At 60.3% G+C, this 24393-nt stretch carries 23 protein-coding genes and 1 riboswitch; of the genes, 10 read left to right on the forward strand and 13 right to left on the reverse strand.

What is annotated here, in order from left to right; translation table 11 throughout:
- Positions 1-5 precede the first annotated feature (5 nt).
- From AKG12_RS03840 to ribB, 3 genes are all read left to right on the forward strand, one after another.
- The gene (locus AKG12_RS03840) at positions 6-197 is read left to right on the forward strand and encodes a DUF1289 domain-containing protein (RefSeq protein WP_046798201.1); all 192 of its coding nucleotides are present in this window, start codon (positions 6-8) and stop codon (positions 195-197) included.
- On the forward strand, positions 194-901 hold the full coding sequence (locus AKG12_RS03845) for a TIGR02281 family clan AA aspartic protease (RefSeq protein WP_046798200.1): 708 nt from the start codon (positions 194-196) through the stop codon (positions 899-901). Before AKG12_RS03840 ends, AKG12_RS03845 begins: the two co-directional genes overlap by 4 nt.
- Positions 902-1062: 161 nt before the next feature.
- A riboswitch (FMN riboswitch) is annotated at positions 1063-1213 on the forward strand.
- 121 nt (positions 1214-1334) lie between these two features.
- Positions 1335-1976, forward strand: a complete 642-nt coding sequence (gene ribB / locus AKG12_RS03850) for a 3,4-dihydroxy-2-butanone-4-phosphate synthase (protein WP_052817930.1) — start codon at positions 1335-1337, stop codon at positions 1974-1976.
- A gap of 241 nt (positions 1977-2217) precedes the next feature.
- Here ribB and AKG12_RS03855 read toward each other — a convergent pair whose 3' ends face one another.
- The 4 genes from AKG12_RS03855 to AKG12_RS03870 all read right to left on the reverse strand — a co-directional run bounded on the left by AKG12_RS03855 (position 2218) and on the right by AKG12_RS03870 (position 6660).
- Positions 2218-3006, reverse strand: coding sequence for an SDR family oxidoreductase (locus AKG12_RS03855; protein ID WP_052817931.1), 789 nt, complete (start codon positions 3004-3006; stop codon positions 2218-2220).
- Positions 3007-3020: 14 nt separating this feature from the next.
- A complete protein-coding gene (locus AKG12_RS03860; RefSeq protein WP_052817932.1) occupies positions 3021-4499 on the reverse strand; it encodes a sugar ABC transporter ATP-binding protein in 1479 nt (492 codons plus the stop codon).
- A 118-nt stretch (positions 4500-4617) separates the two neighbouring features.
- A complete protein-coding gene (locus AKG12_RS03865) occupies positions 4618-5547 on the reverse strand; it encodes a sugar ABC transporter substrate-binding protein (RefSeq protein WP_003520405.1) in 930 nt (309 codons plus the stop codon).
- 132 nt (positions 5548-5679) lie between these two features.
- Positions 5680-6660, reverse strand: a complete 981-nt coding sequence (locus AKG12_RS03870) for an ABC transporter permease (protein ID WP_052817933.1) — start codon at positions 6658-6660, stop codon at positions 5680-5682.
- A gap of 440 nt (positions 6661-7100) precedes the next feature.
- Between AKG12_RS03870 and AKG12_RS03880 the strand changes: the two genes are divergently transcribed.
- The 5 genes from AKG12_RS03880 to AKG12_RS03900 all read left to right on the forward strand — a co-directional run bounded on the left by AKG12_RS03880 (position 7101) and on the right by AKG12_RS03900 (position 12242).
- On the forward strand, positions 7101-7910 hold the full coding sequence (locus AKG12_RS03880) for a transketolase (RefSeq protein ID WP_052817934.1): 810 nt from the start codon (positions 7101-7103) through the stop codon (positions 7908-7910).
- Entirely contained in the window at positions 7910-8866 is a 957-nt protein-coding gene (locus AKG12_RS03885) for a transketolase family protein (RefSeq protein ID WP_052817935.1), read from the forward strand. Before AKG12_RS03880 ends, AKG12_RS03885 begins: the two co-directional genes overlap by 1 nt.
- A gap of 116 nt (positions 8867-8982) precedes the next feature.
- Complete coding sequence (locus AKG12_RS03890) at positions 8983-10452, forward strand: FGGY family carbohydrate kinase (RefSeq protein WP_052817936.1); 1470 nt, start codon at positions 8983-8985, stop codon at positions 10450-10452.
- 20 nt (positions 10453-10472) lie between these two features.
- Positions 10473-11432, forward strand: coding sequence for a sugar-binding transcriptional regulator (locus AKG12_RS03895; protein ID WP_046798190.1), 960 nt, complete (start codon positions 10473-10475; stop codon positions 11430-11432).
- Positions 11433-11456: 24 nt separating this feature from the next.
- Complete coding sequence (locus AKG12_RS03900) at positions 11457-12242, forward strand: SDR family oxidoreductase (RefSeq protein ID WP_052817937.1); 786 nt, start codon at positions 11457-11459, stop codon at positions 12240-12242.
- Positions 12243-12409: 167 nt separating this feature from the next.
- On the opposite strand, the gene AKG12_RS03905 is transcribed toward AKG12_RS03900, so the two are convergent.
- The 6 genes from AKG12_RS03905 to AKG12_RS03925 all read right to left on the reverse strand — a co-directional run bounded on the left by AKG12_RS03905 (position 12410) and on the right by AKG12_RS03925 (position 19323).
- Positions 12410-13171, reverse strand: a complete 762-nt coding sequence (locus tag AKG12_RS03905) for an ABC transporter permease (RefSeq protein ID WP_046798188.1) — start codon at positions 13169-13171, stop codon at positions 12410-12412.
- Positions 13168-14094, reverse strand: a complete 927-nt coding sequence (locus tag AKG12_RS03910; RefSeq protein ID WP_046798187.1) for an ABC transporter ATP-binding protein — start codon at positions 14092-14094, stop codon at positions 13168-13170. The genes AKG12_RS03905 and AKG12_RS03910 overlap by 4 nt, the downstream gene beginning before the upstream one ends.
- 104 nt (positions 14095-14198) lie before the next feature.
- The gene (locus AKG12_RS03915; RefSeq protein WP_046798186.1) at positions 14199-15020 is read right to left on the reverse strand and encodes a sulfite exporter TauE/SafE family protein; all 822 of its coding nucleotides are present in this window, start codon (positions 15018-15020) and stop codon (positions 14199-14201) included.
- 774 nt (positions 15021-15794) lie between these two features.
- Positions 15795-17105 (reverse strand): extensin-like domain-containing protein, encoded by a 1311-nt coding sequence (locus AKG12_RS30140; protein WP_052817938.1) that lies wholly within the window; start codon positions 17103-17105, stop codon positions 15795-15797.
- 44 nt (positions 17106-17149) lie between these two features.
- Positions 17150-17473 (reverse strand): hypothetical protein, encoded by a 324-nt coding sequence (locus AKG12_RS30655; RefSeq protein WP_197283299.1) that lies wholly within the window; start codon positions 17471-17473, stop codon positions 17150-17152.
- Between the two features lie 35 nt (positions 17474-17508).
- Positions 17509-19323 carry a methyl-accepting chemotaxis protein gene (locus AKG12_RS03925; RefSeq protein ID WP_046798184.1) on the reverse strand — a complete coding sequence of 605 codons (1815 nt, stop codon included), beginning with the start codon at positions 19321-19323 and terminating at the stop codon, positions 17509-17511.
- A gap of 252 nt (positions 19324-19575) precedes the next feature.
- On the opposite strand from AKG12_RS03925, the gene AKG12_RS03930 reads away from it, so the two are divergent.
- The gene (locus AKG12_RS03930; RefSeq protein WP_046798183.1) at positions 19576-19890 is read left to right on the forward strand and encodes a DUF1883 domain-containing protein; all 315 of its coding nucleotides are present in this window, start codon (positions 19576-19578) and stop codon (positions 19888-19890) included.
- Between the two features lie 176 nt (positions 19891-20066).
- On the opposite strand, the gene AKG12_RS03935 is transcribed toward AKG12_RS03930, so the two are convergent.
- Together AKG12_RS03935 and AKG12_RS03940 are read right to left on the reverse strand one after the other, a co-directional pair.
- A complete protein-coding gene (locus AKG12_RS03935) occupies positions 20067-21383 on the reverse strand; it encodes a replication-associated recombination protein A (protein WP_052817939.1) in 1317 nt (438 codons plus the stop codon).
- Entirely contained in the window at positions 21380-22786 is a 1407-nt protein-coding gene (locus AKG12_RS03940) for a DegQ family serine endoprotease (RefSeq protein ID WP_052817940.1), read from the reverse strand. The genes AKG12_RS03935 and AKG12_RS03940 overlap by 4 nt, the downstream gene beginning before the upstream one ends.
- A gap of 172 nt (positions 22787-22958) precedes the next feature.
- Between AKG12_RS03940 and AKG12_RS03945 the strand changes: the two genes are divergently transcribed.
- Complete coding sequence (locus tag AKG12_RS03945; protein WP_052817941.1) at positions 22959-23309, forward strand: lysozyme inhibitor LprI family protein; 351 nt, start codon at positions 22959-22961, stop codon at positions 23307-23309.
- 15 nt (positions 23310-23324) lie between these two features.
- Here the strand turns inward: AKG12_RS03945 and AKG12_RS03950 are convergent, their stop codons facing one another.
- Positions 23325-24326: a serine hydrolase domain-containing protein gene (locus tag AKG12_RS03950; protein WP_052818343.1), complete on the reverse strand. Its 1002-nt coding sequence runs from the start codon at positions 24324-24326 to the stop codon at positions 23325-23327.
- Between the last annotated feature and the right edge of the window lie 67 nt (positions 24327-24393).

The following is a 24393-nucleotide window of genomic DNA, read 5'->3' on the forward strand; positions in this document are numbered from 1 at the left end:
CCATCATGGAAACACCCTGCATCCACATCTGCCGCCTCAACGCGACCAGCAGCCTCTGCATTGGCTGCGGCCGCACGCTGGATGAAATCGGCGGCTGGGCAGGCTATAGCGACGAGAAGCGTCGAACGATCATGCAGGCGCTGCCGCAAAGACTGGAAAATTTGAGCGAGACCACCAGGGAGACGCATACCGCATGAACAGGCTGACCATCGTTCTCCTTCTCCTCGCCGTGGGCCTCGGCCTGCTTCTCATCAATCACGATGGTGGCCGCACACTCGGCATCGATAATGATCAATTCGCACAGGCTCTCTATCTCGTGCCCATTGCCGGCCTCCTGTCGGTCGGCATCCTCGCCGGAAGGCGGGGCGGCTTCGGCACCGTCATCCGCCAGCTTGCCGTCTGGCTCGTCATCATCCTCGGCCTCGTCTCGCTTTATCTCTATCGCTACGACCTGCAATCCTTCGGTGATCGCCTTTTGGGCGGCCTGATGCCGGGCCGCGCCGTGGTGGTAACGACATCGGGCGGCGAACAGGAGATCGTGCTGCACAAATCGATGAGCGGCCATTTCGAGGCGAATGTCGGCGTCGATGGCAAGACCATCCACATGCTCGTCGATACCGGCGCAAGCTCCGTGGTGCTGGCCAATGCCGACGCCGCCGAAATCGGTATCGACACGGGCAGCCTGCGCTATACCGTACCGGTCATGACTGCAAATGGCCGCACGGCAGCGGCCCCTGTCACCCTGTCGGAAATCGGCATCGGCCCGATCGTGCGCCGCAACATCCCCGCCCTCGTCGCCCAGGATGGCCAACTGGGCCAGAGCCTGCTCGGCATGAGCTTCCTGTCGACGCTCGGTTCGCTGCAGATGCAGACGGACGAGTTACGGTTGCGGGATCGATAAACCCCAGGCATCAGTGAGCGCCGCCGCGGCACTCCGCTTTCGTCATCGGCCGCGGAAAGGAAATACCCCGTTTTAGGGCCAATCGGGATGTTCTTTTCGCACCGACCGGTCGTCGCAGGGCATTGCCCCTTGATTCCTTCCCATTTGATAATTTATGTTGGTGCTGTTCTCAGGGCGGGGTGCAATTCCCCACCGGCGGTATCGGGATTTTTCCCGGAGCCCGCGAGCGCTTCCGGTCTCCAAAGCCGGAAGGTCAGCAGATCCGGTGAGAGGCCGGAGCCGACGGTATAGTCCGGATGGAAGAGGACAAGGCATAGGACGCCCGCGCGTGAGTGGGCTTCGCATTGCATTGTTCGCCCAAGGGATATTTGGCGCTTCTTGAAGCGCGAAAATGCCGCAAAACGGCATAACCCCTTGAAAGGCTTGAAATAGAATGACCATTGCTAAAATTGAAGACGCGATCGAAGCCATTTCCCGTGGCGAGATGGTGATTGTGGTTGACGATGAAGACCGCGAAAACGAAGGCGATATCATCGCCGCTTCCGATAGCATCACTCCGCAGCAGATCGCTTTCATGATGAACCATGCGCGCGGGCTGGTGTGCGTCGCCATGCCGGGCGAACGTCTGGATGCGCTCGACATTCCGCTGATGGTGTCGCGCAATACCGAATCCCTCAAGACGGCCTTCACCGTCTCGGTGGACTATATTCCCGGCACCACGACAGGCATTTCCGCCGCCGACCGGGCAAAGACCGTGCGTGCGCTGGTTTCAGAAGATTCGCGCCCGGAAGACTTCGCCCGTCCCGGCCATATCTTTCCGCTGCGCGCCAATCCGCAAGGCGTCCTTGGCCGCACTGGCCATACGGAAGCAGCCGTGGACCTCTGCCGCCTTGCCGGCAAATACCCCTCCGGCACCATCTGCGAAGTCGCCAATGACGACGGCACCATGGCCCGCCTGCCCCAGCTCGAAGTCTTCGCCGAACGCCACGGCCTGCTCGTCGTGACGATCAAGGACCTCGTTGCTTACCTCAAGGGCGAGGTTGTCGAGGATGTGGTGCAGAAGCAGGTCGCTTGATCTGCGCTTGCTTGTACTTTGAATACGAAAACGCCCGGCAATAGCCGGGCGTGAAATTCTTGATTGAGGCGCTAAAACCTCTCTCCTGCGTCATCCTCGGGCTTGACCCGAGGATCCACAACCCAGCCGCCCATGGATCCTCGGGTCAAGCCCGAGGATGACGTGGAGTGTGGTGAACCGCCGATTGAAGCGGTCGTTTATGTCTATTGGACAAAGAACCTCAACACTTCCGCACCAAACCTTACCAGCAGCAAAAACCACCATCCACCAGCAGGTCCACGCCCGTCACGAAGCTCGCAGCGTCAGACAGCAGGAAGATCGCCGGGCCGACCATTTCATCGACGCCGGCCATGCGCTGCATCGGCGTCTGCTCTTCGAAGAGCTTGGTCTGGTGCACCATTTCCGGCCGCGTGTTCATTGGCGTCGCCGTGTAACCCGGCGAGATGGTGTTGACGCGGATGCCGCGTCCCACCCATTCCATCGCCATGGATTTCGACATGTGGATGACGCCGGCCTTCGAAGCGTTGTAATGGCATTGCATCAGCCCGCGATTGACGATGACGCCAGACATGGAGGCGATATTGACGATCGAACCACGACCGTTCTTCAGCATGGCATTGGCTTCCGCCTGGCAGGAGAGGAAAACGCCCTTCAGGTTGATGTCCATCATCGTCTGGAACTGGCTTTCCTCCATCTCCTCGGCCGGATTGGCGTTGGCGATGCCGGCGGCATTGACCGCGAGCGACAGCGCACCAAGTTCTGCCTCAGTGCGGGCAACCGCATCGATCAGCGCTTCTTTGCTGGTCACATCAGCGGCGATCTGGATCGACTTCCGCCCGGCCTTGGCGATGAAATCCGCCGTCTGCGCCAGACCGTCATCGGTGCGGCGGTCGAGCAGCGCGACATCGGCGCCGGACTGGGCAAGCCCCATGGCGATCCGCTGGCCGATGCCGGAACCGGCGCCGGTGACAAGCGCCACCTGGCCGGAAAGATCGAACAGTTTCGGCGCGTTGAGGGTGATGGTGGACATCGCTATTTCCTTCTTCAGATGGTCGCCAGTTCCATGACCGAGACGTCGTTTGCTTCGTCGCGGTTGAGGATGCCGGCCTGTTTTCCCTGCGCAAGCACGAGGATCCGGTTCGAAACGCCCAGCACCTCTTCCAGATCGGAGCTGACGACGATGACGGCGACGCCGTCTTTCGCCAGACCGACGATAATATCGTAGATGCCCGCCCTTGCGCCGACATCGATGCCGCGTGTCGGCTCGTCCAGCACCACCACACGCGGATTGCGGGCAAGCCATTTGGCAATGACCACCTTCTGCTGGTTGCCGCCGGAAAGATCCGATGCTGGCTGTTCGCTGCGGCCCTTGACGCCGAATTTGGCGATGGCTTCCCTGGTAAAGGCGCGCTTGATGCGTGGCGTGATCCAGCCGGTGCCAACGCGGTCGAGATTGGCATAGATCAGGTTTTCACCGATCTCGTGCTCCACCACCAGCCCCTGCAATTTGCGGTCTTCCGGCACCATGACGATGCCCCTGGCGATGGCATCCGCCGGGCTTTTCAGCGTCAGCACCTTGCCATCCAGCAACACCTCACCCGCACTCGTCGGATCGGCACCGGAAATAGCCCGCACCAGTTCGGTGCGTCCCGCGCCGATCAGCCCGGCAATGCCTAGGATTTCACCGGCGCGAACGCCGAAGCTGATGTCGCGGAAAGCATTGTCCGCGCCGGTCAGCCCCTTGACCTCCAGCACCATCTTGTCCTGCGGTTCCGGCAACGTCGGGAACAGGCGCTCCAGCGAGCGGCCGACCATGCTTTCGACGATGGTGCGCACCGGCGTCGCGCTATCGGCAAATTCATGCACCCGTTCGCCGTCGCGCAACACGACGATGCGGTCGGTGATCTGTTTGATCTCTTCCATGCGGTGGGAAATATAGATGATGCCCACGCCCTCGGCGCGCAGCTTGCGCACCTGCTCGAACAGCGCCTGCGTTTCCGCACCGCCAAGTGCCGCCGTCGGCTCGTCGAGGATCAGGAGCTTGGCGTCGAGCGCCAGCGCCTTGGCGATTTCGATCAACTGCTGGTTCGCAGTCGAGAGACCGGCCACCTTGCGGGTCGCGGGAATGTGCAGGTTGAGGCGCGCCAGCTGCTGCTGTGCTCTGCGCACCATCTCGGCGCGGTCGACAACGCCATTCTTCATCGGCCAGCGGCCAATGAAGACATTTTCGGCAATGGAAAGTTCCGGCAGAAGCTTCAGCTCCTGATGGATCAGAACGACACCCTTGTCGATCGCTTCACGCGGGGACGACGGCGCATAGGGCTGGCCAAGCCATGTCATCTTGCCTTCGGACGGCTCACGCGAACCGGCGATGATGCCTGACAGCGTGGATTTGCCCGCACCGTTTTCACCCAGCAAGGCCACCACTTCCCCCGGATAGACGTCGAGATCGACGGCTTTCAGAACCTCAAGCGGACCGTAACGTTTGCTGATGCCACGGAGCGAAAGAACCGGCTCGCGCATGACGGGACCTCCCAGGACACGTCAGCAGCGGGAATGCCCGAAGCCTTGCGTCCGAAATAACCTAAAGACAAACCAATGAATGCCCCGCGCATCAGATTGGACGCGCGGGGCAACGGGATCAGGGGTGGTTGGCGATGAAGCCTTCGACATTTTCCTTGGTCGTCAGCGTCGCATCGGAGAGCTGCACGGCCGGAACCTTCTCGCCGCCGACGATCTTGACGGCCATTTCGACAGCCATGCGGCCCATCTTCTGGGTCTGCTGTGTCGCGGTTACGTCGAAGACGCCGTTCTTCAGCGCCTCAAGGGCTGCCGTGTCGCCATCGAAACCGCCAACGACGATCTTCTGCGAAGGATTGGCAACCTTGATCGCTTGTGCCGCGCCGAGCGCCAGACCGTCGGCCTGCGCAAAGACGATGGAAACGTCAGGATTGGCCTGCAGCATGTTCTGCATGATCTGGAAGCCTTCATCCTGGCTCCACATGTTGGACCACTGTTCGGCGACGATCTTCACGCCGGAATTGGCGTTTACGGATTCCATGCAGCCCTTGGTGCGGTCCACTTCCGGTGTCGTGCCCTTCTGGCCATGGATGATGACCATCTTGCCCGAACCGCCGGCCTGCTTGATGATGTAATCGCAAACCGACTTGGCGGAAGCGACGGAATCGGTAGCGAGGAAGGTATCGCCCGGCGCGCCATCGGCATTGCGGTCGATGTTGATGACCGGAACGCCGGCGGCTTTCGCAAGCTTCACCGGAACGGTCGCGGCAGCGGCACCGGCCGGAATGTAGATCAGCGCATCGATATTCTGGGTCAGCAGATCCTGAATCTGGTTCACCTGCGTCGGGCCGTCACCCTTGGCATCAACGGTGACGACGGCAATGCCGCGCGTCTTGGCTTCGGCTTCGACGGCCTGCTTGATCTGGTTGAAGAAGTTCGCCTGCAGATTGGCGACGGCAAGGCCGATCTTCTTGACTTCGGCGGCATTGGCCTGGCCGAGCGACAGGGCGAGAAGGGCAGCGGATGTCAGCAGAATGCGTGAAAATTTCATGATTATTCCTCCATTTGTTGATTGTTGACCTTTGGGCAGATCGAACCTCCTCCCCTCCGGCCGTTTTTCACGCCTCCCATGCCGGGAGGGTCGTTTATTGCGCGGACGGCTCAGCACCATCCGCAGGCAAATTCAGCTTCTGCGGCGGCGCAAAGTTTCAGCACCCACGGCCAGCACGATGACGACACCGATGATGACCTGCTGGAGAAAGGGAGAAACGTTGAGCAGGTTGAGGCCGTTGCGCAGCACGCCGATGATCAGCACGCCGATCAGCGTTCCGCCAATGCCGCCCGCACCGCCCGAAAGCGAGGTTCCACCGATGACGACGGCCGCAATCGTATCCAGCTCGTAACCGAAGCCGCTGGAGGGCTGTACCGAGTCGAGACGTGCGGCGAGAACGATACCGGCAAGACCGGCGAGAACCGCGCAGGCGACATAAACGCAGATCGTCACCAACGGCACGTTGATGCCGGCAAGACGCGCCACTTCCGGGTTGCCACCCACCGCATAAACGGTGCGGCCTTCCGAACGGAAACGCAGGAACGCCCAGGAAATCAGCACCACGACCAGCATCAAAAGCACGGTTGCGGTCAGCACGCCGAAATGGCGCTCAATCGCCAGCATCATGAACCAGTCAGGAAAACCGACGATCTGCTGGCCGTCGGTGATCATATTGGCAAGTCCGCGCGCCACCGACATCATTGCCAGCGTGGCAATAAAGGCAGGCACCCGGAAAGCGGTGACGAGAATACCGACCACAAGGCCGCAGGCGGCAGAGGCGACAAGCGCCAGCACGATGGCCATGCCCATCGGCATTCCCGCGACATTAGCCGTCCAGCCCATGATCATCATCGACAGCGCCAGAACCGAACCAACAGACAGATCGATGCCGCCGAGCAGGATCACGAAGGTCATGCCAACGGCCATGATGCCGAGAACGGTGATCTGGTCGAGAATGTTCAGACCGTTTCTGAGCGACAGGAAGTTCTCGCTGGCGAAAGTCAGAAACACGCAGAGCAGCAGCAGGCCCAAAAGAGGTCCGGTCGCACCACTCAGCCAGGCAAGCGGGCTCCTGGTGTGTTTGACCCCCTCATTGCGTTCAATCGCGGACATGGCTCCTCCCGGTGACTGTCTTGCATTTTTTAAACCGATTAGAATAATTATTCATCATCGGTGAAACATGCATAAGCCAGTTCTGAGAAGCTTGTCAATAGGCTTGGATGGCGAGGCAGGCCTTGCGCAAGATGGGAGAGCTGGAGACTTGCGCCTCCCCACCTCATTCCTGCGCTCGTCACAGGAATCCAGCCGACGCGCGCCTGCACGGCGGGAAGAGCCCTTTCAGCCCAAGGACTTGGGCTGACTGGATTCCTGTGACAAGCACAGGAATGAGGGCGGTGGAGATGCTCTTCACCATGAATGCGAATGTAGCGGCAGAAATAACCAGCACGAATTGAAACAAGAGAATCCGCAATTCCGGCTTGACAGAAACGCCATCTCTGCAATTATATAAATAGCTGTATAAATATTCACACGCATGTTTTGAAGAGGATTCCATGCAGTCCCAGGAGCTAGAGCGCATTGCGCGCCAGATTCGCCTTCGCGACGTACAGGCTGTTTTCGAAGCGGGTGCGGGCCATGTCGGCGGCGAGATGTCGGCTATCGACATCATGACGGCCCTTTATTTCCGCGTATTGCGCATCTGGCCGGATGATCCGAAGAACCCTGCGCGCGATCGTTTCGTGCTTTCGAAGGGCCACACGGCCTGCGCGCTTTATGTGACGCTCGCCAAGCGCGGCTTCATCCCGGAAGAGGAAATCTCGACCTTCCTGCAGCCGAATTCGCGCCTCAACGGCCACCCGAACTGTAACAAGGTGCCGGGCGTCGAAACAAATACCGGCCCGCTCGGCCATGGATTGCCCGTCGCTGTCGGCATGGCGAAGGCGGCCAAGCTTTCCGGCGCGGACTACCACACCTATGTGATGACCGGTGACGGCGAGATGCAGGAAGGCTCCAACTGGGAGGCCATCATGTCCGCCGCACAGTTCGGCCTCAACAATCTGACGCTGATCGTCGACCACAACCGCTTCCAGCAGGGTGCGGCGCTTTCGGAAACCAACGATGTCGCGCCGCTTCGCCCGAAGCTCGAGGCTTTCGGCTGGGAAGTCAGCGAAATCAACGGCAACGCCATGGCGGAAGTCGTGCCGGCGCTGGAGCATCGCGGCAATCGCCCGCATTGCATCGTCGCCCACACAAACAAGGGTCACGGCATTTCCTTCATGCAGGACCGCGTCGACTGGCACCATAAGGTTCCGAGCAGGGAACAATATGAAATCGCCGTCAAAGAACTTTCGGAGACATTGTGATGAACGCGCCCGTAACCGCCGCCAAGCTGTATGACTGCCGCGACGCCTTCGCCGAAACGCTGGAGGCGCTGGCCGCCGGCAATGACAAGGTCGTCGCCGTCTGCAACGATTCGGTCGGCTCCTCGAAGCTCGGTGGCTTCAAGTCGAAATTCCCCGAGCGCCTCGTCAATGTCGGTATTGCCGAACAGAACATGGTCGGCGTCGGCGCCGGTCTCGCCAATGGCGGCCAGCTGCCCTTCGTCTGCGGCGCATCCTGCTTCCTCACCGGCCGCGCGCTGGAGCAGATCAAGGCGGACCTTGCTTACTCCAACGCCAATGTGAAGCTGATCGGCATATCCTCCGGCATGGCCTATGGCGAACTCGGCCCGACGCATCATTCCATCGAGGACTTTGCCTGGACCCGCGTTCTGCCGAACCTGCCGGTCATCGCCCCCTGCGACCGCATCGAAACAGCCGCCGCTGTCAAATGGGCGGCGGACTATGCCGGCCCCTGCTTCCTGCGCCTGTCACGCGTCGGCGTGCCGGATCTGCTGCCGGAAGGCCATGTCTTCGAACTCGGTCGCGCCAATCTTTTGCGCGAGGGTTCCGATCTGACGCTGATCGCCAACGGCACGCTGACCCACCGCATCGTCAAGGCCGCCGATATTCTGGCAAGCCGCGGCATCAAGGCCCGCGTACTGAACATGGCGACCGTGCGCCCCATCGATGAGGCGGCCATCGTCGCCGCAGCGACCGAAACCGGCGCGATCCTGACGGCAGAGGAACATTCGATCTTCGGCGGCCTTGGGTCTGCCGTTGCCGAAGTTGTGGTCGAACAGGCCCCCGTGCCGATGAAACGCCTCGGCGTTCCCGGCGTCTTTGCTCACACGGGTTCGGCCGAATGGCTGCTCGATGAATTCGGCATGGCGCCTGCCGCCATTGCGGATGCGGCCGAAGTGCTGATCAAGAGAAAATAAAGTCTCCTCCCAGAGTCGTCGCGTGTCTTCGGATGCGCGGCGACACCCTTTCTGCAATATCGTCGTTTAATCGCCGCAAGGCCGAAACGAAAAACTGCCGACGAAAGACTCACGTGATGCGCGCCATTCTGTCCATTGATCAGGGCACCACCAATTCCAAGGCCATTCTCGTCTCGGAAAGCGGAGAGCTGCTGGCGCGCGGCTCATCACCGGTCGGCATCGCCTATCCGCAGCCCGGCTGGGTGGAACAGGAGCCGCAGCGCATCTGGGACTCGGTCCGCGAAGCGATCTCCGCTTGCCTTGCCGCCTCGCCCTCTGACGTTGATGTCGCGGCCATCGCCATCTCCAACCAGCGCGAATCCGTGACCATCTGGGACGGCGAAACCGGCGAGCCGCTCGGCCCGGTGCTCAGCTGGCAATGCCGAAGAACGGCGCAGGATTGCGCCGAACTGATCGAGAAGGGCCATTCCGAGCGCGTCATGGCGCTGACCGGCCTGCCGATCGATCCGATGTTTCCGGGTGCAAAAATGCGCTGGCTTCTGGAGCGCGCGCCGAAGGGCCGCAGGCTCCGCCTCGGCACCATCGATAGCTGGTTGATCCATTGCTTCACCGGCGGCAAGGTCCATGCCTGCGATGCTTCCAACGCCGCCCGCAGCCAGGTGCTCGATCTCAACCGGCAGGTCTGGAGCGATGAGCTTTGCGATCTCTTCGGCATCGATATCAACGCTCTGCCGGACCTGCGCGACAGCAGCGGCGATTTTGGCGTCACATCAGGCGTTCCCGGCATCAAGGACGGCACGCCGATTCTTGCCGCCATCGGAGACAGCCACGCCGCCCTATTCGGCCATGGCGCCTTCAATCCCGGTGACGGCAAGGTGACGTTCGGCACCGGCTCGTCAGTCATGACGACCCTGCCGCATTTCATCGCGCCCGAACGCGGCATCACGACCACCGTTGCATGGCGGCTCGGCGGCAAACCGACCTTCGCCTTTGAAGGCAATATTCTCGTTTCGGCAGCCTCCCTGCCCTGGATGACCGACATTCTCGGCCTGCCGGATGTCGCGGCCCTCGTAGAGCTTGCCGCCACGGCAGAACCCGAAGGTCCGGGTTTCGTACCGGCATTCGTTGGCCTCGGCGCGCCCTATTGGGATACGCATGCCCGGGCCTTGTTCTCCCAGATAAATTTCAGCACCACCCGTGCCCAGATGGCCCGCGCCGTCACCGATTCCATCGCCTTTCAGGTCCATGACGTCTTTGCCGCCATGCGCGCGCAGTCGCCTTCCGGCTTCGGGCGACTATTCGTGGATGGTGGGCCGAGCCAGAACCGTTTTCTCATGCAATGCGTCGCCGATATGTTGGAACACCCCGTCATCCAACGCGACGCGCCGGAAGCTTCCGCGCTGGGTGCAGCCTATCTCGCCGGCCTCGCCCTCGGTTTCTGGAGCGATCTTGCGGCCATCGCCGCCCTTGCAAGCCAGGGCAACATCATCGCGCCCGCCAACAGCGAAAGCCGGCAGCAGCTCGGCATCTGGCGCGACGCGATTGCCCGCTCGACCTTGCCTGTAACCTCGGGTAATGGTGAATAAAAATTCACCCTGGAGGGCTTATGGGCAGGCTAAACGAACTTCGAATGATTTCCCGCGTGGCGCAGATGTATTTCAGCGAACACAAGCGTCAGGCGGAAATCGCGCAGCATCTCAACCTGTCGCAGGCAACCGTCTCGCGCATGTTGAAGCGTGCCGAGGCGGAAGGCATCGTCCGCACCAGCATCATTCCACCGCCCGGCACCTATAGCGATCTGGAAGCGCAGCTGCGCGAACGTTTCGACCTGCCGGAAGCTATCGTTGTCGATTGCAGCGAGGATCGCGACGGCGCGATCATGGCCCGCATTGGCGAGGCAGCGGCGCATTTTCTTGAGGTGACGCTGTCGCAGAACGAGATCATCGGCGTCTCCAGCTGGAGCCAGACGATTTTCAAGATGGTGGAAAACATCCATCCGCTTAAAGGTGCCAAGGCGCGTTATATCGTCCAGACGCTGGGCGGCATGGGCGATCCTTCCGTGCAGACGCATGCGACCCAGATCACCACCCGGCTGGCCCGGCTGACGGAAGCCGAACCGAAACTGCTGCCGGTGCCGGGCGTCGCCACCTCGCGGGAAGCCAAACTCTTGATGCTCGCCGATCCCTTCGTGCGCGAAACCATCGATCTCTTCGGGTCCATCACGCTCGCCATTGTCGGCGTCGGCGCGGTCGAACCATCGGAGCTACTTGCCCGTTCCGGCAATATCTTTTCCGCCAAGGAACTGGCCGATCTAGCCCAGGCGGGTGCGGTGGGCGACATCTCGCTGCGCTTCTTCGACAAGGACGGCAAGCCGGTGAAGACGCCGCTCGACGACCGGGTCATCGGCCTGCCGCTGGAAAACCTCTCCAATGTCGATCGCGTCATTGCGCTCGCCGGCGGCTCGAAAAAGACCGAGGCAATTGCAGGCGCGCTCAGAACCGGTGTGATCGACGTGCTCGTCACCGATAAATTCACCGCCGAACGACTGGTCGGCAAAGAAACATAGCCAAAATCCCATAAAGGAGGAGACATGAGGCGCTTTGAAGGTCAATCCGTATTCGTGACCGGAGGCAACAAGGGCATCGGATACGGCATAGCTCGCCGTTTTGCCGAGGAAGGCGCAAAAGTCGCCATCGCCTCTGTCGACAAGGACACCCATGACGCCGCCAGAAAACTGGCGGACGAAACCGGCACCATTACCCATGGCATCATCCTCGATGTGCGCGATGCGGCAGCGGTGCGCGACGCCTATAGCGCAGCCGAAGAGGCGATCGGCGCGCTTTCCATCTCCATCCAGAATGCCGGCGTCATCACCATTTCAAAGATTGAAGAGTTGACGCAGGAACAGTGGGATTTCAATCTCGACGTCAACACCAAGGGCGCGTTCCTGTGCTGCCAGGAGGCGATCCGCCGCTTCCGCGCCAGCGGCACCAAAGGCCGCCTCGTCAACACTGCTTCCGGCCAGGCGCGTCAGGGCTTCATCTATACCCCGCATTACGCCGCCTCGAAGTTCGGCGTTATCGGCCTGACGCAAAGCCTTGCCAAGGAACTCGCTCCGGAAGGCATCACCGTCAACGCCATTTGCCCCGGCATCATCCACACCGAAATGTGGGATTATAACGACCGCGTCTGGGGCCAGATGCTGGGTGAGTACAAGCCCGGCGAACTGATGGCCGAGTGGGTGCGCAACATCCCCATGCGCCGCGCGGGAACGCCCGCCGAAGTGGCCGCACTGGTGGCGTTTCTAGCTTCCGACGATGCGGCATACATCACCGGCCAGACGATCAATGTCGATGGTGGGTTGATCATGTCTTGAGGCTTGTTGGAACTGGGCAGCACGCCCCAATCTCCCTCATCTCTGTGCGTGTCACAGAGATCCAGCCAGCCCAAGTCTTTGGGCTGAAAGGAGTCTTCCCGTCGCGCAGACGCGCGTCGGCTGGATTCCTGTGACAAGCACAGGAATGAGGGAGGTAGGTCGTACCGTCAGTTGCGCAGCCGGTAACCCGTCTTGAACATCCAGCCGACAACACCGAGGCACAGCGCCAGAAACAGCGTGATCATCGCAAGGCTGATGACGGGATTGACGTCGGCGATCTCGTAAAAACTCCAGCGGAAACCGCTGATGAGATAAAGCACCGGATTGAAGTGGCTGACCGTCTGCCAGAAGGGCGGCAGCATGTCGATGGAATAGAAGCTGCCGCCAAGGAAGGTCAAAGGCGGCACCACCAGCATGGGAATGAGGTTCAGCTGCTCGAAATTCGTCGCCCAGATGCCGATGATGAAGCCGAACAGGCTGAAACTGATAGCCGTCAGCACGAAAAACAGCACCATCATGAACGGATGGGCAATGTGGATATCCACGAAGAAGGTGGCCGTGATCAGAATAATCGTGCCGATCATCAGCCCCTTGGTCGCCGCCGCCCCGACATAACCGGCGACAATTTCCGTCATCGATACGGGTGCGGACAATATCTCATAGACCGTGCCGGTGAATTTCGGGAAATAGATGCCGAAGGAGCCGTTGCTGATGCACTGGGTCAGAAGCGTCAGCATGATCAGGCCGGGCGTTATGAAAGCGCCATAGGAAACGCCGCCAACTTCCTGAATCCGCGAGCCGATCGCAGTTCCGAACACGATAAAATAAAGCGATGTTGAGATGACCGGCGAAATCACGCTCTGCAGCAGTGTGCGCCGCGTGCGCGCCATTTCGAACAGATAGATGGACTTGATGGCTTCGAAATTCATTTCTGGCCTCCCACCAGCGAAACGAAGATATCCTCAAGCGAACTCTGCCGCGTGGAAATATCCTTGAAATGGATGTTGGCGGCGGAAAGAGCGCCCAGAAGATCGGCGATGCGGCCCTGCTCGCCGTTGTCCTCGATTTCATAGGTGAGCGTACAACGATCATCCGAAAGCGTCAGGCCGAAGGGCGCGAGACTGTCGGGCAAGGTTTCCACCGGCTGCGCGAGTTCAAGGAAAAGCTGCTTGCGTCCGAGTTTCTTCATCAGCGCCGTCTTTTCTTCCACCAGCAACAGCTCGCCGCCATTGATGACGCCAACACGGTCGGCGATCTCTTCCGCCTCCTCGATGTAATGCGTGGTCAAAATGATGGTGACGCCCTTGGTGCGCAGCTCGGAAACGACATTCCACATGTCGCGGCGCAGGGTCACGTCGACGCCGGCGGTCGGCTCGTCGAGGAACAGTACCTTCGGCTCGTGTGCAAGCGCCTTGGCGATCAGCACGCGCCGCTTCATGCCGCCGGAAAGCTCCCGCAGCATGTTGTCTTTCTTGTCCCACAAGGACAGGGACCTCAGAACGCTTTCGATCAGTTGCGGGTTCTTCTTTTGCCCGTGCAGGCCACGCGAGAAGCTTACCGTGTTCCATACGGTCTCGAACATATCCGTCGTCAGCTCCTGCGGCACGAGGCCGATCAGGGCGCGGGTCTGGCGAAAATCCTTCACCACATCATGCCCGCCGACAAAAACGGAACCTTCGCCCGGATTGACGAGACCACAAACGATGGAGATCAACGTCGTCTTGCCGGCACCGTTCGGACCCAAAAGAGCGAGAATTTCTCCCTCTCTGATATCAAGGCTGACGCCTTTGAGCGCCTGAAAGCCATTTGCGTAGGATTTGGTCAGATTCCGTATCGAAACAATGGCATTCATCGCGAATCTTTCGAAAAACCGAGTAAGATGCACGCCATATAGGCCGTGAAACGCGCAAATGCCAGCCCGGAGGCCTGAACACTGCGTTCGGCAATCGAGGAAAATCAGCCGTAAACGCTGTAGAAAAACTGCGCCGCGACGAAGACCAGAAACACCCCGAAAGCCCGCTCCAGCTGCTTTTTGCTGAGCGCATGCGCCAGCCGCGCACCATAGGGCGCAACCACGAGAGTAATGGGGATCAGGAGCACCACGGCGATCCAGTTGATGAAGCCGGTTGAAAACGGCGGCAGGCCCGCATCCCCCCAACCGGCCCAGATGTAACCCAGCAGCCCCGGCAGCGAAATCAGCACACCAACGCCGGAGGACGTGGCAACCGCCTGATGGATGGATCGCCCGTAAAGCGTCATGAAGGTATTGTTCATCACCCCGCCGCCCACACCCATCAGGCCGGAAAAAAGCCCGATACCGGTGCCCACCAGAAAACGGCCCGGATTTTTCGGCAGGTCGGAGCCGAGTTGCCAGCTCGCCCGGTTGAAAACCATCCGGAAGGCGAGCGCCAGCGCGATGAAGGCGAAGATCAGCCGCAGCGCAACACTGGAGGCATAGGCGGCCACGACGGATGCGAGGATGGTGCCAAGCGGCACGGCGACGATCCAGCCCTTCAGGAGATCGATATCGACGGCGCCTTTCTGGCGATGGGTCAGAAACGAGCGGATGGAGGTCGGCACGATGATGGCAAGCGAGGTGCCGAGCGAAAGATGCATGCGCACCGCCTCCGGCACATCCAGAAGCCCGAAGACGTGGTAAAAGACCGGCACCAGAACCGCGCCGCCGCCGATGCCGAACAGCCCTGCGAGAAGGCCGGCGACAACACCCGCCGCCGCAAGTGCGGCGGCAAACACCATTATCTCTGAAACAGGGGGCATCAAAACAGGCTCCCGGGCGCCGTTGTCACAAACATGTGACCCTCATAGCGTATCAGAAAGACGCGGCAAGCCATGTTGGCCGCAGGTCAGTACGGCGCGGTGTCTTTTGCCGCGCATCCGCACCGGATCGACCACTCTATGGGATCGCTTCCCATTTTATGCCCTTGCAAAGACGCCGATATCCCCCCGATAAGGCAGTCTTTTTCACCGGCCTTCGGGCCGGTTTTTTTTGCGCATGTGACAGGAGCGTATGTGTTGGGAGATGGATGCCAACGCCCTCCCTCCGTCATTCCGACTCATCCTCGGGCTTCGGGGACGGGAATGACAGGAAATACACGGCGTCACAACAAACGCCGATCTGCCCAGCGAATATCGTCCCGCACCACCAGGCAGGTCTTACCGAGCGTCCAGGATGTTAGCTTTCAGGGGGGTATCCATTGGGGTCGAAGATGCGTGGGGCTTACCCCCCTCTGCCCTGCCGGGCATCTCCCCCTCAAGGGGGGAGATCGATCTGCGGCAAGGTCTCGCCCATCTCAGCGCCGGCGAATGAAGCGGTGGTAGCGCCGCTTGCCGATCTCCCCCCTTGAGGGGGAGATGCCCGGCAGGGCAGAGGGGGTAAGCCCCACGCACCTCCAGTCCGTTGTCAATGGACAACCTCCTGAAAACTCACACCTAGAGCATCGAAACGAAAACTGTATTGTGGCTTTCGGAAAATCCGATGCTCAAACAAGAACTGGGAGCGGCGGGACCGATTTCGATTTATCTCTCGCCGCTCTAATCGCAATGCCTGTAACCGGATTTGCGGGTGCGCAGATCGAAGTGAAAATGGTTCCAGTGGTTGGGATCGCTGCCTGGCCCGAGAACGGTCGAGAAATATTTGCAGCTGTCGGACCTCACCGCCTTCAGCAGAGCCTTTTCGCGGAAGGCGAAGAAGTTCTTGCTGCGGACGTCGATTTCCTTACCGTTCTTGAGCGTGATCGTACCGATATCGATGGCGTTGCCGCGCGCATGTTCCGACCACGGGTTGCTGGAGCGCGAATTCATCTTGCGGCAGGAGTAACCACCCATCGGCGTGATGCGGCCGACGCCCGAGAGATAACGGAAGCGCGAGGATGGCACGAGTTCGAACTTCACCCATTTGGCGAAGGCAAGCGTGACCTGGCAATTGAGCTTCACCGCCGGGCGGATGGCGACGCCGCTGGCAAGTCCGCTGAGTTCGATCGGATAATCGATGCCGCAGGTCGGACCGTCGGCGATACGCGCAACATCGCGGAAAGCGACGCCGAGACGACGCAGCTCGGAGCGACAGGCAACCTCGGAGGAAGGCATGACGCCGGGCGGCATGGTCGACCGGTTGCTTTGCCCGCCGCGCGCCATCGGATCGTTCGGCATCAACATGGCAACCTCCTCCACCGGTTGGCGGCGAGAAGACGAGCCAAGGGGTGGCGGCGGTATCAACCGTGATTGACCGGCGCTCTGCTGCCGGCGAGGAGGAGAGACGGCCACCGGATTGTCGGTGCCGATACCATCCACCACCGGCTGCTGCGAGACGCCCTCGGCAATATCGGCATCCTGCTCTTCCGCAAGCCCGCGAACCGGTTCCACGCCCAGCATGGAATCCATGTTCACCCCACCCTCGCCTTCGGCAATCTGGCTGTCAGCCATCGGCTGCGAGGACATGGCCTGGTTTTGCATCGCCTGAGTTGGCATCGTCTGAGTTGGCATGGGCTGCGTCGTTGCGCTGTGACCGCTCGCGGCCATACGCGCCTGATGCTGGGTATCGAGTGTGGAATAACCCTGTCCGCCCTGCGGCGATTGCAGAAGGGGATCCTGCGAAGCGTAAGGCTCCGGCATCGGCTGCGACACGGCCGTGGGATAATCGTTGGCCTGCCCCGCCCGCTCGGCCTGATAGACCGCGCCCGGCGGCGCGCTGTAACCCTGCTGCCGCGACGACCTTATGGCGCTGACACGCGTGGTGCCATCGACCTCGGCCGGCGGCACGAGGCCTTCCGCCGAACACGACACCATGACCGTGGAAATCATCAGCAACGTCACAAGACGACGCGGAAGGGAAACATACGCCATACGAGAACCTGTACCTTCAGCGGCCGCAAACGCGGCAATACAGGTCAAATTTTAAAGAAATGAGGTAAACGAAACCTTATTGGTTGCGGGAAATAACGAACCGGCCAGTTTTGGGGTGTTCGAAAACCCAGCGCAAACAAATTGCTTCCGTCATTCCGGCCTTGAGCCGGAATCCAGCCGACGCGCGTCAGCGCGGCGAGAAGAATCTTTTCAGCCCAAAGACTTGGGCTGGCTGGATACCGGCTCAAGGCCGGCATGACGGGAGGAGAAAACTTGGTGAAACAGTAGCCGCTGGAATGCACGAAGTGCTGTGCCAAAACGTCAGAAAGACATCTAGAATTAAGCCGCAACAAAAAGGGCGCAGCCAAAGCCGCGCCCTCCAATTAATCCCAAGCGGATCAACTCACGCCGCCCGAGAAACCTCGCGCCCTGCCCCCTGTCCAAGTTCGAAACGGGAAAGCAGCGAGCGCAGCTGCTGGCTTTCCTCGGCGAGCGTCTGGCTGGCCGCCGTCGTCTCCTCCACCATGGCGGCATTCTGCTGCGTCATCTGATCCATGTGGTTGACGGAGGTATTGATCTCCTGCAGGCCGGTCGCCTGCTCCCGCGCCGCCGTGGCGATGGAATTCACATGGCCTTCGACGCGGTTGACCAGCGCCACGATCTCCTCCAGCGCATCGCCCGTGGAACGCACGAGCGCGACACCGCCGCCGACCTCTTCCGCCGAACGGTTGATAAGGGTCTTGATCTCCTTGGCGGCATTGGCGGAGCGTTGCGCAAGTTCGCGCACCTCCTGCGCCACCACGGCAAAACCACGTCCAGCCTCGCCCGCCCGTGCGGCCTCAACCCCGGCATTCAGCGCCAGAAGGTTGGTCTGGAAGGCGATTTCGTCGATGACCGAGATGATCTGCCCGATGCGTTTCGAGGAATCCTCGATACGGCCCATGGCATCGACGGCGTTGCGAACGATCTCGCCTGAGCGGCCGGCGCTGGTTTTCGTGTCCTGTACCATCTGCCGCGCCTCATTTGCCCGCTCGGAAGCGGTGCGCACCGTGGCGGTGATCTCATCAAGAGCCGCTGCCGTCTCCTCCAGCGCCGCCGCCTGCTGTTCGGTCCGGCGCGAAAGATTACCCGTCGCGCCGCTGATGTCAGAGGCGCTGTCATTGACGACATGGCCGGTTCTGGCAATGGCTTCAATGGCGCCGTGCAAAGCGCTGACGGCACGGTTGAAATCCATGCGCAGTTTTTCGTAATCCGCGCCAATATCGGCAAGCTCGACGGTCAGATCGCCATTTGCAAGCGCCTCCAGCGAATTGCCGAGCTGGCTCATGGCAAAGGCCTGACGTTCGGATGCGGAGCGCAGAACCGTCTCATTGCCTCGCCGCGCCTCTTCCAGTGCCCGCTGCTGGTCAGCCTCCCGGGCCTGCAGGGCGCTGCGCTCATTGACGCTGTCACGCAAGACCAAAAGCGTCTTCGCAATTGCACCGATTTCGTTGCGGCGGTCAGCGAACTGGATTTCGGCCGTGCCGTCACCGTCGGCGATCCGCTTCATGCTTTGGCGGATAAGGTCGATCGGTCGCGTCACGCTGCGTACGACGGCTGCCGCGACGCCGATGACCAGAAGACCGGAGAGAACGCACAGACCGATGTTGAAATAGGCATCGCTCCAGAACACCGCCTCAAGATCGTCCACATAAACACCAGTGCCGACAATCCATCCCCAGGGCGCGAAACCGGCGACATGGGAGAACTTCTCCACCGGATCCGGCGCGCCGGGCTTCGGCCAATAATAATCAACAAAGCCCTGACCTCCCGCCTTCACCGTGTTCACGAATTCGACGAACAGCGCCTTGCCGTTCGGATCCTTGTTGGCGGTAAGATCGGTGCCGTTCATTTCAGGCTTGATCGGATGCATCACCATTTTGGGATGCATGTCGTTGATCCAGAAATAACCGCTGCCATTGCCATAACGCATCGCCGCAATTGTCGTTTTGGCCTGCTGCTGCGCGGCTTCCCGTGTCAGGCTGCCGCTCTGCTCCAGACGATAATATTGCTCGAGAATGGCAACGGCGGTTTCGTTCATCGCCGCAAGCCCGGCTTTGCGCTCGCGCTCCATCTCGTGGAAGGTTTCAAAAAGGCTGAATGTCAGCGCCGCGGTCAATATTGCCAGAAACAATGCGACAAGCGCATAAAGACGCATAGATATCGTAACGTTTTTCATATTCCCCCCAACGCCGAAGATGGCATTCCCATCAGCCGATGTTAAAGTTGAAAAATTTATTATCATTAAATACGCATCTTATACGTTAGTATTATTCCCGACCGTCTCATCGAACCCCGCCAATACTCTCCGCAGCCACTCAAAAGCGGCATGGCTGTCCGAAATTCGACAAGCGTGCCCATGGCTTTAAAGGGCTCGTTAACTCTGGCGTCCTATCCTCCTTTGCCAAATATACGGTATGGGAAGCACGCGATGGCACGGCCGAATTTCCGCTTTACGCACTACGACCTGAAGGAATTGCGGGCTGGGACGACCATTGAAATATCCCTGTCGGCCGTCAACAATGTGCGGCTGATGACAGGCGCGAATTTTCAGCGTTTCACCGAACTGCTCGACTTCAAATATCTCGGCGGCGTCGCGAAAAAATCACCGATCCGCATCGCCATTCCGGAAACGATGCACTGGCACCTGGTGATCGATGCCGAGGGGCATAGCGGCCTGGCGGAGTCCTCGGTAAAGATGCTGCCGGCGCAGCCGCAGGTCGCACCGCAGCGCAAAGCGTCCTGATTTCTTTAAAGCATTTCCGCTTTTCTCCGAAATGCGAAACGCTCTAGCATTTTCACGCATTTTACGGGCGTAAAAGCGCCACGCATTTTGACGGAAATTCCCTAATAAACAAAGAGATAGCGCGTATTTACGACTCTTTTTGCCAAGCACATGATTCTGTTTGTGAAGAACGCCGCCTACCGCGCGCCGCGCTCACGGCGCAGCTTCGCCCACCAGTCGAGACGTTTGCGAATTTCCCGCTCGAAACCCCTGTCGGGCGGATCGTAAAAGGTCGCGCGACCCATTTTTTCCGGGAAATAATCCTGTCCCGAAAAAGCGTCCGGCTCGTCATGGTCATAACGGTAGCCGTCACCGTAACCCTCGCCCTTCATCAGCTTGGTCGGCGCATTGAGAATGTGTTTCGGCGGCACCAGCGAGCCGTTTTCCTTGGCCGCCCGCATTGCCGATTTGAAGGCGGTGTAAACGGCGTTGGATTTCGGTGCGGTGGCGAGATAGACGCAGGCCTGTGCCAGCGCCAGCTCACCCTCCGGTGAACCGAGATAATCATAGGCATCCTTGGCGGCATTACAGACCGCCAGCGCCTGCGGATCGGCAAGGCCGATATCTTCCACCGCCATGCGCACCAGCCGGCGCCCGAGATAAAGCGGGTCCTCGCCGGCATCGAACATGCGGGCGAGATAATAAAGCGCCGCATCCGGGTCCGAGCCGCGAACCGACTTATGCAGCGCCGAAATGAGGTTGTAGTGACCGTCCTGGCTCTTGTCGTAAACCGGGGCGCGTCGCTGCACGATGCGTGTCAGCCCTTCGGTATCGAAAGTCTCATCCTTGCGCGCCGCCCGCCAGACCTCTTCGGCAAGCGTCAGCACAGCACGACCGTCGCCATCCGCCATGCGGATCAGGCTCGCCCGCGCCTCCTCCGTCAATGGCAGGGGTTTGCTCTCCGCCTCCTCGGCCCGCTTCAGAAGTTCACTGAGACTATCCTCATCATGCGAACCAAATGTCAGCACCCGCGCTCGCGACAAAAGAGCGGCATTGAGTTCGAAGGACGGGTTTTCGGTGGTTGCCCCCACCAGAATGATGGTGCCATCCTCCATGACCGGCAGAAAGCTATCCTGCTGGGCGCGATTGAAACGGTGTATCTCGTCAACGAACAGCAGCGTCTGCCGGCCGTTCATGCGGCGGGTGCGCGCCGCCTCGAATACCTTCTTGAGATCAGCGACACCGGAAAAGATCGCCGAAATCTGCTCGAAAGCCAGCCCCGCCTCGCCCGAGAGCAGGCGGGCAACCGTGGTCTTGCCGGTTCCGGGCGGCCCCCAGAAGATCATCGACCCCAGGGAGCCGCTGTCGATCATGCGGCGCAGAACGCCCTCCTCACCCGTCAGATGCGGCTGCCCGCTCACCTCGGCCAGCGTCTTTGGACGCAGGCGGTCGGCAAGAGGCCGCCGATTGGCGACCTCGACAGGCACTTGCGGGGCGAAGAGGTCGTCACTCATCGCAGGAACTGCCGGATGCGCTGCCCGTCGCGCAGGATCTCCACCCGCCAGAAACCGGGATTGTCATCCAGCGCCTTCTCGACCGCAGCCGTGGAGCCGATATCCGCACCGTTCAGCGACAGGATGACGTCCTTCGGCTGGAAACCGACGCGATAGGCTGGCGAACCGCGCTTCACGTCGGTAATGACCACGCCTGTCACCTGCGAAGGCATGCGCAACTCATCGGCAAGCTTCGGCGAAAGATTGGCGACGGTGGCGCCGGCAAAGGGGTTGCGGCCCTCGATCAGGCGCTCATCAGGCGGCGCGGTTTCCGGCGCCGTGTCGAGTGCGATGGTCAGCTTCTTTTCCTTGCCCTTGTCCATCACGGTAAGTTCGGCGGATTTGCCGATGCCCGCCGTCGTCAGGCGATAACCAAGAGCGTCGGGATGCTCGACCTCGAAACCATCAACGGCTGTGACGACCTGTCCCGGCTCGATACCCGCCTTCTCCGCCGGGCCATCCTTGACGACACTGACGACGAGCGCACCACGGGCGCGATGCAGGCCGAGCGCCTCCGCGACATCAGACGTAACGGGATCGAAAGTCGCACCAATATAGGGGCGCTGAAAGTTTGCATCCCCACGCTCAGCCGCAGCGACGAATACGCGGACGAGGTTGGCCGGAATGGCAAAGCCGATGCCGTTAGACCCGCCGCCCTTGGAGAAGATCGCGGTGTTGATGCCGATCAACTCACCGGCCATGTTCATCAGCGCACCGCCGGAATTGCCGGGGTTGATGGAAGCATCTGTCTGGATGAAGAAGCCGAAATCGCCCTGCGTCACCTGGTTGCGCGCCAGACCCGAAACGATGCCGCTCGTCACCGTCTGACCCACACCGAAGGGGTTGCCGATGGCCAGCACCAGATCACCGACCTCGATGGCATCCGAATTGCCGAGCGACAGCACCGGAAACTGCTCCTTGGCATCGATCTGCAGAATGGCAAGATCGATGCGGTCGTCCTTCATCAGCACCTTGGAGGAAAACTCGCGTCCATCGGCCAGCGCCACCTTGATGTCGTCGGCACCATCGATGACGTGGTTGTTGGTCACGACAAGACCGCCGGCGGTAACGATCACGCCCGATCCGAGCGACGACTGCTTTTCCGTGCGGTTCGGCATCTGCTGGCCGAAGAACTGTTCGAAGAACGGGTCGCCGGCAAAAGGCGACAGACGTCGCTGCACGACGCGCTCGGCATAGACGTTCACCACAGCACCCGCGGTGCGCTTGACCAGCGGCGCGAAGGAAAGCTGCATTTCCGTGTGGCTTGCCGGCACGGTCTTGTTGTCTTGCGCCTGAGCGCCCGCAGGCAGGAGAATGAGCGCGGCGAGAAAGCCGGTGGACAGATACTTCAACACGCTTCGCATGTGATTCCTCATCGTCATCAGTATGATGGAGTTATAACGCCAAAGCCTGTAAAGCAAAGAGCGGCAAGATGATGGCCAGCCTTTTCCCTGTGCAGGCCGGTTCCGGCAATTGGAACCACCGACGCCCCTTTTTGGTTTCATCCGCATCGATTGTCCTTGAAAGAAACGATCCATGCATCTGAAAAAGACTTTTTTCACCTGCTTCCTCCTTTGCGCCTCCACTCTCGGCTCGCCGGTTTCGGCAGCCAGCTTCGATTGCACCAAGACCGATCTGGCGGCGGATGAAAAGGCGATCTGCGACAACCGCGCCCTGAACGACCAGGACGTGAAGATGGCCACCACCTTCGACATCCTCACCCAGCTGATGGCCATGGGCGCCCGCGACACGCTGCGCGACGAGCAGAGCCAATGGCTGAAGAAACGCCAGGAATGCGCGGCGGATGTCGCCTGCCTGACGGGCGCTTATGACGAGCGGATGAAGAAGCTCGGCGACGCTTTCCAGAGCATCAACAGACCTCTTTGAGCAATGCAGCGACAATTACGCTGCACGGATAATGTTCTCCACGAGACCGTGCAGCTGATCGCGATAACCGGTTCTGGCCGAAGGCGCATCCTCACGCGAGGTTATGACCACGGACAGGCGCTTGGCGGGAACGATGTAGAGCATCTGCCCGCCATAACCCCAGGCGTAATAGACCGTTTCCCCCGCCATCTCCTTGATGAACCAGCAATAGCCATAACCATCGCCATTGAAGACGGAAGTGGTGCGCTGTTGCCAGGATTGGTCGATCCACCCCTGCGATATCAGCCGCTCACCATCAGGCGTCACCCCGCCCCGTCGGTAAAGCTCGCCAAAAGCCAGCAGCGAGCGCGCCGTCATCGCCATCTGGTTACCGCCGAGATAGATGCCCTGCGGATCACGCTCCCAGCCGCCAATGGCAAATCCATTGAGCGGCCGGAACCAATCCCGCGCCAGAGAGAGCGTCGAGCGGCCGGAGGCCTTGGTCAATATCGCCGAAAGCAGATGTGTGGAACCGGTGGAATAAAGCATGCCACCGTCAGGTTCTCCGGCAAAACCGGACCCCAGCGCCATGCGCACCCAGTTGCGGCTGGCAACCCAGCGCCCATAATTCGGACCGGACATGCGCTCCAGACCGGATTGCATTGAAAGCAGGTTGCCGATGGTGACCCTCTCCAGCCGTGGATCGGGGTTTTGCGGAAACTCACTGCGCAGGATGGTCGCAATCGGCTGATCGGCACCCGACAGTATCTTCCGGTCAATCGCCATGCCGACCAGCGCCGAAATGACCGATTTCGATGCCGACTTGATGTTGGTGGAGCCGTTAAGGCTCGCGCCATGATAGGCGCGGCTGGCGACCTCAGCCCCGTCAATACTGACGATGACGGCCTTGAGACTCGAAAGCGCATCCGCGTCCCTCAGCAATGGATCAAAACGGGCGGTATTGCCGGAGCTTTGCGCGCGGGCACGCGGGGCGAAAGGCAGCGAGGCAATGAGAGCGAGTGCGGTTCGTCTTTTCATGCTGATGAAGTTAGGCATCGCGGGGTTCTGGAAAAGGCCCGGTGGCGGAACATCACTCCAATGTGAC

Source organism: Agrobacterium sp. SUL3 (assembly GCF_001263295.1).
Taxonomy (GTDB): Bacteria; Pseudomonadota; Alphaproteobacteria; order Rhizobiales; family Rhizobiaceae; genus Agrobacterium; species Agrobacterium tomkonis.

Bases quoted from the DNA above. Each gene is read 5' to 3' on its own strand.
- AKG12_RS30140 (WP_052817938.1), bottom strand. From the start codon at position 17,105: ATGGCGTATGTTTCCCTTCCGCGTCGTCTTGTGACGTTGCTGATGATT.
- ribB (WP_052817930.1), top strand. From the start codon at position 1,335: ATGACCATTGCTAAAATTGAAGACGCGATCGAAGCCATTTCCCGTGGC.
- AKG12_RS03845 (WP_046798200.1), top strand. From the start codon at position 194: ATGAACAGGCTGACCATCGTTCTCCTTCTCCTCGCCGTGGGCCTCGGC.
- AKG12_RS03870 (WP_052817933.1), bottom strand. From the start codon at position 6,660: ATGTCCGCGATTGAACGCAATGAGGGGGTCAAACACACCAGGAGCCCG.
- AKG12_RS03900 (WP_052817937.1), top strand. From the start codon at position 11,457: ATGAGGCGCTTTGAAGGTCAATCCGTATTCGTGACCGGAGGCAACAAG.
- AKG12_RS03950 (WP_052818343.1), bottom strand. From the start codon at position 24,326: ATGAAAAGACGAACCGCACTCGCTCTCATTGCCTCGCTGCCTTTCGCC.
- AKG12_RS03930 (WP_046798183.1), top strand. From the start codon at position 19,576: ATGGCACGGCCGAATTTCCGCTTTACGCACTACGACCTGAAGGAATTG.
- AKG12_RS03855 (WP_052817931.1), bottom strand. From the start codon at position 3,006: ATGTCCACCATCACCCTCAACGCGCCGAAACTGTTCGATCTTTCCGGC.
- AKG12_RS03890 (WP_052817936.1), top strand. From the start codon at position 8,983: ATGCGCGCCATTCTGTCCATTGATCAGGGCACCACCAATTCCAAGGCC.
- AKG12_RS03940 (WP_052817940.1), bottom strand. From the start codon at position 22,786: ATGCGAAGCGTGTTGAAGTATCTGTCCACCGGCTTTCTCGCCGCGCTC.
- AKG12_RS03925 (WP_046798184.1), bottom strand. From the start codon at position 19,323: ATGAAAAACGTTACGATATCTATGCGTCTTTATGCGCTTGTCGCATTG.
- AKG12_RS03840 (WP_046798201.1), top strand. From the start codon at position 6: ATGGAAACACCCTGCATCCACATCTGCCGCCTCAACGCGACCAGCAGC.
- AKG12_RS03915 (WP_046798186.1), bottom strand. From the start codon at position 15,020: ATGCCCCCTGTTTCAGAGATAATGGTGTTTGCCGCCGCACTTGCGGCG.
- AKG12_RS03860 (WP_052817932.1), bottom strand. From the start codon at position 4,499: ATGCGCGAGCCGGTTCTTTCGCTCCGTGGCATCAGCAAACGTTACGGT.
- AKG12_RS03910 (WP_046798187.1), bottom strand. From the start codon at position 14,094: ATGAATGCCATTGTTTCGATACGGAATCTGACCAAATCCTACGCAAAT.
- AKG12_RS03945 (WP_052817941.1), top strand. From the start codon at position 22,959: ATGCATCTGAAAAAGACTTTTTTCACCTGCTTCCTCCTTTGCGCCTCC.
- AKG12_RS03935 (WP_052817939.1), bottom strand. From the start codon at position 21,383: ATGAGTGACGACCTCTTCGCCCCGCAAGTGCCTGTCGAGGTCGCCAAT.
- AKG12_RS03885 (WP_052817935.1), top strand. From the start codon at position 7,910: ATGAACGCGCCCGTAACCGCCGCCAAGCTGTATGACTGCCGCGACGCC.
- AKG12_RS03905 (WP_046798188.1), bottom strand. From the start codon at position 13,171: ATGAATTTCGAAGCCATCAAGTCCATCTATCTGTTCGAAATGGCGCGC.
- AKG12_RS03895 (WP_046798190.1), top strand. From the start codon at position 10,473: ATGGGCAGGCTAAACGAACTTCGAATGATTTCCCGCGTGGCGCAGATG.
- AKG12_RS03880 (WP_052817934.1), top strand. From the start codon at position 7,101: ATGCAGTCCCAGGAGCTAGAGCGCATTGCGCGCCAGATTCGCCTTCGC.
- AKG12_RS03865 (WP_003520405.1), bottom strand. From the start codon at position 5,547: ATGAAATTTTCACGCATTCTGCTGACATCCGCTGCCCTTCTCGCCCTG.